Origin of the sequence: Gilliamella sp. Nev3-1 (assembly GCF_001690435.1) — a bacterium.
GTDB lineage: Bacteria > Pseudomonadota > Gammaproteobacteria > Enterobacterales > Orbaceae > Gilliamella > Gilliamella apicola_C.
Map to the genome: position 1 here is coordinate 1 of NZ_LZHN01000071.1, position 13528 is coordinate 13528.

The window sequence follows — 13528 nt, forward strand, 5'->3', positions numbered from 1 at the left end:
AGCAATTTTAAAACTAAAATTTATGATAGAAACTAATTTATTAATAATATATAAAAAAAATTAACTAGTTAGAAAATTTATAATGAAAACTACAGTAGTTAAATTTGCCACGACATTTAAATTAAAAGGAAAATGGAGTAAGGAAGCAAAAAAGAATAATGTAACATTGACTAAATGGATAATTAATAAATTAAATTCAGATTTTGAATTTGATTGTAATCAACATGTAGATTTACATAACGATATTTCACCTTCACAGCGATATTTTATATTACTTACTGTTCCTATAGAATACAAAGGATACTGGGTTTTAGAGTCTAGGTTATTGGAGAAAAAACTAAGAGTTTGGATCGTTAATAAATTAAATCACGGTCTTGATTAAAGTTTACTATTAGCTTTTTTCTTTTTGCCTTTAAGGTGTAGCCATTCCAAAGTGTGCCAAGCTTAATACATGATATCAGGGACAAAGGCCATGATATAGCAGAAAGAATGACAAATCATCACGATAAAAACCATTCAGAAAAACCATTGATTTTATTTAAGTTTTTTAAAGCAATAGGAATCAATAACATTAATCTTTTTGCAATAGGCTTTAAATAATAAATCGTTATTAAACATAAAAAAATAAAACTAGAATAATTTAAATTTAACTTTTTTATTGTAAATTGCTACACCAACAATAATTGGTGATGTAGCACTAATAATTATTTAACAGCTAGTCAGCTTCGGGAGCAATTTCCGGTTCTGATTTTGTCGGAGTTTTTTTGGTAAAATGTAAGATCCCAGCAATAATCAATGCCCCGATAAACATATCAATTACATACCAAATCGCTCCTTTGGTTACTCCACCTAATGCCACTAAACCACCAAACGCGACTAATGAATCAATACCATTAATCATACCTAGCATACCAGCAGTTGCAGTACCAATAACAATGGCAACAATGACATGTTTTGGATCTTTAGCCGCAAAAGGGATGGCTCCTTCCGTAATACCAGCTAACGATAAAAAGAAAGCGGTAATACCAAACTCTTTTTCTTCTTTGCTGTATTTTGAGCGTGAAATAATTAATGATGATACCGCCAATCCCAATGGAGGAATAGCACAGCACATACGAAATACCCCATTTGGACCATAAACTCCCTCAGCCATAGCTGCTAAAGTAAACGCGGTTGCCGCTTTGCTACAAGGACCGCCCATATCCAATGCAGCTAATATGCCTATACCAATACCTAAAAATGCCGCGTTAACCTCTGACATACCTTTTAAGGCGGCTACCATTGCTTTAACAAACCACTCAAGAGGATAAGATAAAACATAAATATAAATGGGTGCCATAACCAATAAAGTTACTGTAGGTATTATCATCACGGGCATCACTGACGCAATTACTGGATGCACTTTAACTGTTTTAAACCATTTAACAAAATAACCAGTTAAAATACCAAAAATCATGGCGCCAATAAAACCTGTACTGACTTGATTTACACCAATTGGATTATTAACTACATATCCCATAATAAATGCCGGCGCTAAAGCGGCATTACCACCTATAGAATAAGCCATATAAGCTGCCAGCACAGGGACCATCATGGCAAAGCCATATAATGCAACTTGTTTTAAATCCGCAAAAAATTGATTACTTGGCAAAATAGTGTCATTAGCCACATCACCAGTCATTAATACAATAGAGAAAAGGATTCCTGATGCGATAATTACAGGTAAAAATTTGCTAATACCAGTATTTAATGCTCTAAATATTTCAGTTCCAATGCTATCTTTAACAACTTTTGTCGATATTATTTCGGCATTATCAAAAATATGGACAGTATTTTTAACCGCTTCACCCGTACTAACTTTAATAATGTTTTTATACGGTTCAAGCCTATCGGCATTTTCAATTGAAATATCAGAGGCTAATATAATGACATCAGCCCGTTTAAGATCTTGTTCTGTTAATGAATTTTCAATACCTGCCGCACCTTGAGTTTCAACTTTATAATCCCAGCCACGCTTCTTCGCTTCATTTTCAATTTTTTGTTTAGCAATATAAGTATGTGCCATGCCTGCTGTACAAGCACAAATTGCAACAATCTTCTTTTTATTCATATAGACCTCGAATCTTATTTGCTACAGATTGAATATCAATTTTAAGTAAATCTTGAATAAAATCATCATCAGCTAGATTGGATGCTAATTTAGCAATAATGGCTAAGTGTTCTTTATTAGCATTTTCTGGTGCACCAATCAAAATGACTAATTTTACTTTGTTGCCATTATTCCAAATAATGCCATCAATATATTTTCCAACAACTATAAAGGGCATTTTAACCACAATGCTTTTAGCGTGAGGTAAAGCGACATCTGGCAACACACCCGTTTCCATTTCTTGTTCATGAATCATTACATCTTCAAAAAAGGTTTTGACATCAGTTAAATATGCTTGGCTAGTTTCAGCCATTAAATTAATCACTGCTGATTTTTGATTGACAATATCACGGGTTAAATCAACCGATAAAACAGGAATAGATAACATAGATAGATCCTCTTTTTGATAATAGGTTTCCGCAATGGCTTAATTTTCACTCTATACTGTAAATTTAATATACAATAATTTATATACACTCACATGGATTTTGCCTAGCAAATATTAGATATCGATCACAAATATGAAAATTGAAACTTAAGCTTTAACCAAGCAATTTGAATTTAATTAACCTAAAATAACTAGTGACATGGTTTAAAGCTTATAATCTACACGCTTTAATAATTTTTACTAAAAATTAGCTTGCATAATTATTATAATGTGGCAGAATTCCTTGCCGCTTTCAGCGGGTAAAAAGGCAAAACTATACTTAGTAGTTTTTTATTGTTTTTTGGGACAGAGGAGTAAAGTTAATCATGTCCGCAATAAAAATGAAACGAGTTTTAACCACACCTGCATTAATTGCATTTGGTTTAGCTTATATGGTTCCTTTGGGGATCTTTACCACTTATGGGGAAGTCACTGTTGCCAGCAATGGACACTTACCTATAGCCTATATTATCACCCTTGCTATGATCTTTTTTACAGCATTGAGCTATTGCCGAATGGCAAATAAATTGCCCATTGCTGGTTCTGCTTACACCTATGTACAACGTACTTTTGGTGGAAAAGTTGGATTTTTGGTGGGTTGGGCACAAATTCTTGATTATTTGTTTTTACCAATATTAAATTATTTGGTACTTGGTATTTATCTTAACGAAGCGTTTCCAAGCATTCCCGCCCATGTATTTGTGCTGGCATCATTGCTTAGTGTTAGTTTTTTAAATTACCTAGGGATTAAATTAATTAATTCAGTAAATTTCACCTTAATTATCGTACAAATGATATTTATTGGGTTATTTATCTTTTTAACATTGACTAATATTAATTTAACGCCAGAAGCAATGATAAAACCTTTACAAGTCAATGCTGGTGATTTTAGCGGCTTGATGTCAGGAGCAGCAATATTATGCCTTGCTTTCTTAGGCTTTGACGCCATTGCCACTTTAGCTGAAGAGTCTAATGATGCACAAAAATCGCTACCAAGAGCCATTATATGGACAGTTCTTATTGCTGGTTGCATATTCTTAATTGTCTCATATTGTGCTCATTTAGCTTATCCTGAATGGACTGATTTTATAGATAATAAAGATACTGCAAGTTTAGATGTCGTTCGCCGTGTTGGTGATATGAGCCAACTAGGTGGAAACTTTATGTATAACTTCTTTCAAGCGGCCTATTTAACTGGTGTTTTCGCCTCAGCAATGACAGCACAAACCAGTGTCTCTAGAATTTTTTATGCAATGGGGCGTGAGGGTGTGTTACCAAAACAGATCTTCTATAGAATTCATCCACGTTTTAGAACGCCTTATTTATCAATTATCTTTGTTGCTTGTTTTTCATTACTATCATTAGTATTAGAGCTTAGTTTAGTTGTTTCTATGATTAGTTTTGGCGCATTAGTTGCATTTACTTTTGTTAATTTATGCGTAATTAAAAGCTACCTAGGCGGAAACGCAAAGAAAACAGTACCAATGCTTTTAAAATATGGTTTAATGCCTACTATTGGTGTTTTACTTTCATTATGGTTATGGACAAGCCTTGAAACGACAGCAATGACCGTCGGTTTAATTTGGTTGGCGTTTGGATTCTGTTATTTACTTTATCTAACTAAATGTTTTACTAAATTATTACCATCAATTGATCCTAATGAATTGAATTCAATCATTAAAGATTAATTTAATCTTTTTAAATAGGTCTACTTAAAAGTTTAGTTACGTCTTTTTTAAAAATGATTCCGTCGACTAAAGTCGACGGAATAATGAAGTATTTGGTATTAGCCTGATTAACTCAGTTAATTACTCACCAAAACCAGTAGCAAATAATTCACGAATTTCATCCATTGCTGCTTGTTCATCTTCACCATCACAGATGATTTCAACGGTTGAACCGCCTTTAACACCAGCTCCAAGTAAACCCATCATGCTTTTTAGCTTAATTGCTTTGTCATTATAAACAAGCTCAATTGATGATTTATAGCGACCGGCTAATTTAACGAGTGCTGTAACTGGGCGAGCATGTAAGCCTGTTGAGTTTTTAACTACCATTTGTTCTTTTAGCATAATAAAGTCCTTATTTCTATCTTAATGTTAATACAATACTTGTATTTATATCATAAATTAAACTGTTTTGCTCTTTTTTTACGTGTATATTTTTTAATTTATCTAAACTGCTTGGTTATCTACAGTTAACATAAGGTTATACCCAAAAATAGCGCATAACATGAAAAAAGATAGGTGCAGTAAAACAGACAGAATCAAGACGATCAAGCACACCACCATGACCACCAATTAGCTTTCCCCAATCTTTTACACCTCTATCACGTTTAATGGCAGACATAACCAATCCCCCCAGAAAACCTAGTAACGTAAGCATAAGTGAAATTAAACCAGCTTGTATAAAGCTAAAAGGGGTTATCCAAAATAAGCAAGCACCTAGTAAACTTGCTGATAATATTCCACCAATAAATCCTTCAATGGTTTTAGATGGTGATAAATTCGGGCTAATTTTGCGTTTGCCAAACAACTTACCAAATACGTATTGCAATACATCAGAAAGTTCAACAACTAACACTAAATAAGCAATTAATAAAAGGTTACGATCTTGATAATTATCAATAGGTAATGTTAATAGTGCTGGTACACAAGAAATACTATAAACCGTAATCATTACCCCCCATTGCACTTCAGCGATTCGTGCTAAAAAATTATCTGTTGAGCCGGTTATTGTTGCCAATATCGCTAATAATAAAAAACCATAAACAAGAATAAAAATACTAAACAATCCATACCATGATATAGCCACTAAAATATATTGCACGGGTAAAGCAATACAATAAGCAAATATCAAGACATAAAAATCATAACGATTAACAGGAGTTAAACTGAGAAATTCGCGTAATGCAATGCCTGATGCGACAAAGAATAAAAAAATAACAGCTAATTTTCCTATTAAAAAAGCAATACCAATAATTGCCACCATCACCCACCATGCATTGATGCGAGTATTCAGGTTATCAATGACTTTATTAGGGCTATTAAGTCGTTTTTTTAACAACCAACCAATAATAGAAGCCATCACAAGTAAAATACCGATACCAACAAACAATAATAAAGTATCTTTTTGATAATTAGACATTGTTGTTTTCCTTTATTACTTGTTTAATATGACGGTACATTTTAACTAAACGCTTATTAACATAATTGGATAATGCCACTGATCCATGCGCCTATTAACAACATGATTTGTATTACTAACACAATAATTTGTTGTTTAAATAGCTTTAAGGTTCCTTGTTGACGCTCGGTAATAGTTCGTGTTGCTAATTGCTTAGATTTAATTAAATGAAAGTCCATTAATGCATTATCTAAATCAATAAGTGTATTGATTAAGCATTCATTGCTGGTAGCTAAATAATCAAATAACTTTTTGTCAAATTTGATCCGTAATGCATAATAAACACCCACTATTCCCATAATAAAGGCCAGAAAATAAAAAACAGTTGATAATAAACTGCTATTAATCATTCCACTTGTTATCAACGCAAAAAATAAGGCGATAATGGTTAATAGTAACGAAAATATACCGATAGGCAAGCTGATAGAGAGTATACTACAAAATGTCACCAACGATGTTTGACTAACTGTTGCTGTTTTTGTTGCTATTCCTGCATCATCGTGATTTAACATATTTATTCTCTTCATGTTATTTTTGCATACCAATTCGACAAAATTAATTGTTGTTTAGCCGTAATAACCACGTTATGACGATATAATTTTACCTTAGCTATAGCCTCATTTAAGCTAGTTACTCTTTGGGTCATTAATAACCAAGCAATAATTGCCGTAGCACTGCGTGAATACCCCAACGCACAACAGACTAATAATTTGCCTTGCTTATGATATTGTTCAATAATTTCGGCTGCTTGTTGACACTCATCCATGGTAAGTGGTGTCATATCCAATACTGGAATCAATTTATAATGACCATTAAATTGAGTTATTGGTAATTCAGCACAAAGATCTACAATCGACGTAAACTGGTTGGCTTGTAATGTCTTATTAGACGGTATACGACCTAAATAAACATTATCAATAATCAAATCCGTTGGATTATTTTTAAATGTCCATAATCGTGAATTAACCCACATAATAATAAAATAAGGCAAGTATAAAATAGTAACAGCTAAATTAAAGTGGCCATTAGTCTGTTTTTGAAACCCTGCTGCGCCAAATAATAAATAATTGAGGGAAACCAACAAAAATGCACCTGAAACCCATAATAACCATAATGCCCAAGAAGAAAAGTAGATAGCAGAACAAAACGACAATAAAAACAGTAAAAAATAGGCGCTACCCCACACATATTGTTTAGGTAATTGATCGTTTGTTATTGGCGATAAATGATTGTCTGGCCATAACCAAACACAAAAGCACCCTACCCAAAGCCCAGTTGGGATGTCAAAGAAATGATGTTGCCAAGTGGTTAATACTGATAAACCGATCAATAAACACCAAATATGCAAAATATAGCGCCATATTCCTCGAAAATAACGGGCGTAAAATTGCCATAAAATAATCAATAAGGGAATATGAAGCGATGGTGCTTGATTAAAAGGTTTATCAAATCCCATTAAAATATCAAATAATAGCCCCGATAATCCATCTAATACAGGGCGCTCAAAAGAATACTTTAGCGGAAAGATCAAAAAGCAAGCTATGCAAATAATCTGAGCAGATAAAAGACGAAAACAGAGAATTTTTAGTGTTCGATAAGAACTAGCCAGCAAAATTGCAAGCCCATACATACAGTCTATCGACCAATAAGGTATGATAGACCAAGGCCATAAAGGAATTGATCTTTCCCATTCAAAAACGATACTTCCGACATCGTTACGTGTAGAAGTAAACCAGTTTGCAAAATTATAGCTAGTAAAAAAGAACACGGTCAAACTTATTAACCATATTAATTTATAAGTAATCAGCTTATTAAACCGCCATGTTACGCTAGTCATGACTAATTATTTCATTCGTTGTGCAAGTGATACAGTAAAAATGCCCCATTGATCAATACGCATGGTTATTTTTCTAAAACCAGCCGATGCAACCAATTGATCCATTTCCAGTTGCGTACGCCTGCGCATAATCCATGGCTTTCCATCTCGATGAGATGTTAAAGCTCTTGCAATAAACTCTAGCTGTGGATGCCATGGCTGATTGGTATAAATTAAATATCCTCCTTCAGGAATAGACTCAGCGAGCCCTGCTAAAGAATCACGTAACATCTGATTATCACTAAACAGTTCATATAATCCCGAAACCACAGCTAATGTGGGATTAGGTGACAATTGGGCTAATTGCTGTCGATTAAAGGCGTCTCCTTTTTCAAAACGCGCTATAGCCGTTAAGCCTTTTTCTTCTATTAATGCTCTGCCTTTTTGTACATTAATATCGCTGTAATCTCGTAATAATACAGAATTAGGTTTGTTAGCAATTTGATTAACCGTTTCTAAAATATAACGCCCGTGCCCTGCAGCTATATCAACAATATTCACATAATGGTTCTGTTCGTGTAATTTATTGATCGCTAATTTTAATAGTTCTTCAAGATGTTCTTTACGTTGCCGAATGCCTCGCCAACCAATCGATTGAAGATAGATATAATCAAAAAAACGTCCTAGTTTTGATGTTCCTGATGGTTCATTACGATAAACATAATCAAGTGTGCTGCCCGAATCAAATCCAGTATCAAACCCTAGTTTGATCCCATCTGAGAGTTTACTTGTATATTTTAAATTAGCTTTAATAAATCGCCAATATAAAGGCTTAATCCAACCTGATGGCGGCAATGTTAAATTATCAGCCTCTTGCCTTGTGTATCCCATTAAATCAGCATTGGTTAATAATGGCACGCATGGTTGATTAGCAAAACAACCAATAATAAATCGTCTTGCATAATCAATTGCTAATTTACGATCTTTTTCACCAAAAGTATCATGATAAAACCCAGGTAATATATGAAATTCTTTTTGTTCTGTACCTAAATTATTGTAAAACAGTTTTTGTTGTTTACGCTTAACGACATAATCTGAACCAGAAACTAATAACTGTGTTGGTACCGTTATCGCATTTGCATCTTTAACAATGCGATCGGACACTGCATATAAATCCAAAAGTAAGCGTACTGATATTGGTCGTGTTATTAATGGATCTTCTGTGAAAGATTGTGCTCGCTCAGCATCATGTGTCAGCAATTTAGGTTTTACATAACTATTAACAAAAAAGTTACCTTTCAAGTTATACAGTAATTTTAAACCAGGCACAGCTAATGGTACATATAATTTTATGTCAAAAGCTGGCGAACCAAGTACTAAAGCACGAATATTTGGCACATAATCATGTACCCATGCTGAAGCGATAACCGCCCCCACACTTTGGGCTATAATAGCAATATCTTCTTGGCATATATCATACTCATGCATAATATGCTCAATAAAACAGTTTGCATCTTTAATTAAAGTCGCAAAATTAGGAGCATCACCACGTTCACCCTCGGATTGCCCATTACCTCTCGCATCCCAAGCAAAAATCTGATAATCGGATAGATTTAACTCATCAGCTAGATGAGCAACTCGCCCAGAGTGTTCATGACCACGATGAAAAAGAACAATTGCTCTCGAAAGTTTAGCATTGCTGTCACTATCAACTGCTGGCCAATAACGGTAAAATGATTGACAGCCATCATGGCTAATAAATGTTTTTTCCTGCTGTTCACGCATAACTTATACCTTGTTATTTTTTGATTCTTGTAATCCCTTTCTGACTCTATTAATCACAGTAATTAATAGCAAAAAGGTAATAAGCAACAATAGTATATTGAGCCAATCAAGTGGCAATAAATAGGTAGCAATCCCCAAACTAATTAGACTAAACGCAAAAGCACGATCACTTTTACCCATTGGTCCATCATAACGTCGTGAACAACCAACCATCAGACCTAACACGCCAACATACTCCGTTAAAAATGATAACAAAACAATGGCTATCACCAAACTGGTTTCGACTTGATTTATTTGTGTAAAGATTAATAGCAACGCACAATCCGAAACCACATCACACATCTCATTCAAATAAGCCCCTAAATTTGATTTTTGGTTATATTCTCTTGCTAACATACCGTCAATAGCATTAAGCGCCATACGGATAAACATCCATATTGGAATAAGACCAAAAATCCATTGATAAGCGGCAAATCGACCAACAATAAAAGCGATTAAAATTGATCCAAAACCCGCTATTAGTGTTACCTGGTTAGCGGTTACATTGGCATTATAAAGATAATCGGCATAAGGTCGAAGAAATGCTTGGAATTTAGGTTTTAATTGATAAATCGACAACACGATTAATCCTTATTATAAATGCATAACTACGATTAATTTTTATAAACTATACCATAATATTGTGACTATATAATGATTAATTCAATTTAGCCATGTGGGCTTTAATGAACTAATCATACTTTCAGTTTATTTTTAATAATCTAATCAAATAGCTAAATCCCCTTTTCTAATCCTTGCTTAGCGATAGCTATCACATTCTTTAAATCAACACCTTGCGCTTTGGCAGCAAAAATGCAACCACAATAACATTGCCGATATACATCATACTCTTTGCAAAGTTCAACCGAACGCTTATAACCATTATTCTTTTTAAAATCAGAAGGAAGATAATTTACTGAAAAAAGCTCTTGAATTTCAAATCCAAGATCATTAATTTTTTGACTATTTTTTTTAGGGCTAAGCGTTAATGCACTAGCAAAATAATCGAATCCCAATTCTTGGGCTTTAATCGCTGCTAAGTCTAAACGCATTTTGTAACAAATATGACAACGCTCGCCACCTTCTGGAGCATCACGTAAATGGCTAACTTTCTTAATAAATTCCGCTGGCTGGTAAGGTGCTTCTAAAAATTGCACATTATTACCTGTTTTTTGATTAAAATCAGCAATAAATTTTTGTTGAACCATACTACGATGCTCATATTCAACTCGAGGATGAATATTTGAATTTGCAAAATAAATGGTAATATCCGCATACTGGGCTAAATACTCTAAAACATAGGTACTACAAGGTGCACAGCAACTATGAATCAATAATTTAGGCCGCACCGATTTAGATTGCCAATGAGCTATCACCTCTTTTAATACAGAATCGTAATTTACTTTATTATGTGGATTTAATTTTTCTAGAATATTTTTAGCATTGATTAACATGAGGACTCTTTTATTTATTATTTTGATGAATAAAGTCTTTATGGCGCGCTATGATATAGATATATATACTGCGACACAAGATCAATACTTAAATCTTCATATTGAAATGTATAATTTACTTAAAAGATTTTGCTAAAAAACAAATTAATTGATATGACCACAAATAATTTAATTTAAAAAAATTGCAATAATAGATCATTTGTAAATAACCAAATGGTATAGAAAACTGAATATTTTTTACAAAATATAATAAAAATAAAAAATAGTTAAATCAATTTTGTTAATACATTGAATAAATATTATAAAACGGATATATAACAGTATTTAGCTTTCTTTACTAGCATTTGCTATCATTGCCTTTTGCACGTACCGCTTTTCTAAAATAAAAGCGATACCAAAATAGACAATAGTTAATATCCACAAATGCCAATATTGCTGGCTAAATTCAGAAAAGCTTGCGCCCATTTGGTTAATTTTTACCGAACCGACTATAGCGGGTACTGCAGGAAATATATCACCAATCAAATGAAATAAAGGGGGCATTAATTCTTTAGGCCAAGAAATCCCCGTAGTAAAAAATACAATCATACTTGATGGTAAAATTAAGCAAAATACATCGCTCACCGTATGGATAAAATGTGATAAAACTTTACCTAATGATGCGGTAGCCAAAATAAAGGGGATAATAAACGATAAAGAAACAAAAAGATGACTTAGGCGAGGTAAGTCATACCAATAGTTTGCAACTACGGTATAAATAATAAAATAAATCAAATAAAGTATTAAGTAAGTGAATAGTTTACCTAAAAGTAGTAATAGTGCAGAAGATGCTGCATCCTTCTGCTTGTGAATGAAAGCCATTTCAAAATGAGAATTTTTACTAAATAGCCGACATAATGTACTACCAATAAGTAATGTTTGATTTAAAATCAAAATAAAAGCTGCTGGAATGATATAGGTTGCATAGCCTGATTGAGGATTAAATAGGCTAATTAACTGAGTATTGAAAGGTGAAACATTATTAGTTGCTACTGCTGGATCGACGCCTTGTGCTATTTTACGTAAAATTGAAATCTTAGCACCAAAATTACTGGAAACAGTGTTAATTGCAGTTGCGACATTACTATAAATTAAAATATAGCTTGCATCACCATAATAGGAAATAGGACTAGCTTTTCCCTCTAAGATATGTTGCTCAAAACGATAAGGTATCAGTAATACCCCATAGATTTTACGTTCTTCTATAAGCTTTTTAGCAGTCTCTAAATCCTCAATATGCAAGTCTATTTTAATCGATTTATTGGCATCGATTTGCCTTACTAACTCTCGACTATAGTTAGTATTATCTTGGTCGATAACTGCAATAGGTACGTCACGTATAGCTTCATTCAAATAAGGTTGTGGATAAAAGAAGAAATAGATAAATATCCCAACAAACATGACGCTAAGTATTGCCTTGGTTTGGAAAATACGTTTTAATTCATCGTAGGAAATTAATAATAAAGATTTAATCATATTAACCGCCTACGTATCTTTCGTAGCACAAGAGTAATAAGAATTGACATCACGCTAAATTGGACAAATAAATAAACAAATGGTTCTAATGAAGTAATAAAATTTGGTTTTCTTAATGTTTGATCAAGCCGAATTTGTATATACCATGTTACAGGTAATAAAGCCCCCCAAATATAAGCAAAAGCATTCATTGAAATACGGGGGAATATAAGCCCTGTAAACCCAAAACAAGGAGATGCAAGTAAACTTGCACCGCCATAAGCTTGTGCTAATGTTGAACCAACTAGACCAAAAAAAATCCCATACAGGCATGCCGTTAAAATAAACCCCATACTACCAAGCTGAAGTAATACAAAATGCCCATTTAGTGGTAAATTAAAGTAATTAATTAACACCGTGTCAAATAGAATAAGACAAAATAAAAAATAGATAAAATAGGGAAAGATACGCCCCAATAAAAAGATAAAAATATTATGATTAGCTAATTTTAACGTTTGCTGATAGCTTGTTACAGAAAAACGATCGCGAGTGATACTTGTGACCATTACCATCATCATAATAATCTGAAGTATAGTAGGAATCAACCCACTAATTAATGTGTATAAATAATTTAATGTTGGATTATATAAAGGATGTAAACTAACTGGCACTGATTGCATTTGGCCTTGCGCAACTGATGAAGCAACCCCTTTTTCTAATAACTCTTGCAATACTATTTGACTATTAGCTGCTTTCAATGCAGAGCTCATCGACCGAAAAATAATAGTACCAGCAGACATATACTGATTATTATAAAAAGCCACTACTTCTGGCTGATGACCTGCTATAAGATCTTTTTCAAACTTTGGCTGAATAAAAAGCACAGCATAAACATCACCTTTGATCAAAGCATGTTTGGCTGAAAAAAGATCTTGATAACGTTTAGTCACCTGTAACTGTGGCGAAGCAGCAACTTGTTGAATTAATAAGCGTGATGATTTAGTTGTATCTTGATCAACAACAGCGATAGGTACCTGAGTAATAACACCTGCATTATACATGTAAAGAAATAAAAAAATAAGTAATAAAGGATAGATCAAAATCAATAAAAATAAAAAACGTTGTTTAATTAATTTGTTGATTTCCCATCTCATCACTTGTAATAATGAGTTAGACAT

The 13528-nt window shown here is 33.2% G+C and carries 13 protein-coding genes; 2 read left to right on the top strand and 11 right to left on the bottom strand.

Annotated elements, in window-relative coordinates:
- The first annotated feature begins 82 nt into the window (after nt 1-82).
- A complete protein-coding gene (locus A9G40_RS11270; RefSeq protein ID WP_065583108.1) occupies nt 83-382 on the top strand; it encodes a hypothetical protein in 300 nt (99 codons plus the stop codon).
- Nucleotides 383-715: 333 nt separating this feature from the next.
- Here A9G40_RS11270 and A9G40_RS11275 read toward each other — a convergent pair whose 3' ends face one another.
- Both A9G40_RS11275 and A9G40_RS11280 read right to left on the bottom strand, forming a co-directional pair.
- Nucleotides 716-2110, bottom strand: coding sequence for a PTS fructose transporter subunit IIC (locus A9G40_RS11275; protein ID WP_065583109.1), 1395 nt, complete (start codon nt 2108-2110; stop codon nt 716-718).
- Complete coding sequence (locus tag A9G40_RS11280) at nt 2103-2537, bottom strand: PTS sugar transporter subunit IIA (RefSeq protein ID WP_065583110.1); 435 nt, start codon at nt 2535-2537, stop codon at nt 2103-2105. Before A9G40_RS11280 ends, A9G40_RS11275 begins: the two co-directional genes overlap by 8 nt.
- A gap of 365 nt (nt 2538-2902) precedes the next feature.
- Between A9G40_RS11280 and A9G40_RS11285 the strand changes: the two genes are divergently transcribed.
- On the top strand, nt 2903-4264 hold the full coding sequence (locus tag A9G40_RS11285; RefSeq protein ID WP_065583111.1) for an APC family permease: 1362 nt from the start codon (nt 2903-2905) through the stop codon (nt 4262-4264).
- 120 nt (nt 4265-4384) lie between these two features.
- Here the strand turns inward: A9G40_RS11285 and A9G40_RS11290 are convergent, their stop codons facing one another.
- The 9 genes from A9G40_RS11290 to A9G40_RS11330 all read right to left on the bottom strand — a co-directional run bounded on the left by A9G40_RS11290 (nt 4385) and on the right by A9G40_RS11330 (nt 13528).
- Nucleotides 4385-4648, bottom strand: coding sequence for an HPr family phosphocarrier protein (locus tag A9G40_RS11290; protein WP_065558280.1), 264 nt, complete (start codon nt 4646-4648; stop codon nt 4385-4387).
- A gap of 136 nt (nt 4649-4784) precedes the next feature.
- Nucleotides 4785-5723 (bottom strand): phosphatidate cytidylyltransferase, encoded by a 939-nt coding sequence (locus A9G40_RS11295; RefSeq protein WP_065583112.1) that lies wholly within the window; start codon nt 5721-5723, stop codon nt 4785-4787.
- A 56-nt stretch (nt 5724-5779) separates the two neighbouring features.
- On the bottom strand, nt 5780-6274 hold the full coding sequence (locus A9G40_RS11300) for a hypothetical protein (RefSeq protein WP_065583113.1): 495 nt from the start codon (nt 6272-6274) through the stop codon (nt 5780-5782).
- Between the two features lie 11 nt (nt 6275-6285).
- Nucleotides 6286-7599 (bottom strand): phosphatase PAP2/dual specificity phosphatase family protein, encoded by a 1314-nt coding sequence (locus A9G40_RS11305; protein WP_065583114.1) that lies wholly within the window; start codon nt 7597-7599, stop codon nt 6286-6288.
- A gap of 6 nt (nt 7600-7605) precedes the next feature.
- Nucleotides 7606-9363, bottom strand: coding sequence for a bifunctional alpha/beta hydrolase/class I SAM-dependent methyltransferase (locus tag A9G40_RS11310; protein WP_065583115.1), 1758 nt, complete (start codon nt 9361-9363; stop codon nt 7606-7608).
- 3 nt (nt 9364-9366) lie between these two features.
- Nucleotides 9367-9984 (bottom strand): CDP-alcohol phosphatidyltransferase family protein, encoded by a 618-nt coding sequence (locus A9G40_RS11315; RefSeq protein WP_065583116.1) that lies wholly within the window; start codon nt 9982-9984, stop codon nt 9367-9369.
- Between the two features lie 152 nt (nt 9985-10136).
- Entirely contained in the window at nt 10137-10856 is a 720-nt protein-coding gene (locus A9G40_RS11320) for an epoxyqueuosine reductase QueH (protein WP_065566245.1), read from the bottom strand.
- A 324-nt stretch (nt 10857-11180) separates the two neighbouring features.
- Nucleotides 11181-12371 (bottom strand): ABC transporter permease, encoded by a 1191-nt coding sequence (locus A9G40_RS11325; protein ID WP_065583117.1) that lies wholly within the window; start codon nt 12369-12371, stop codon nt 11181-11183.
- Nucleotides 12368-13528: an ABC transporter permease gene (locus A9G40_RS11330; RefSeq protein ID WP_065583118.1), complete on the bottom strand. Its 1161-nt coding sequence runs from the start codon at nt 13526-13528 to the stop codon at nt 12368-12370. Before A9G40_RS11330 ends, A9G40_RS11325 begins: the two co-directional genes overlap by 4 nt.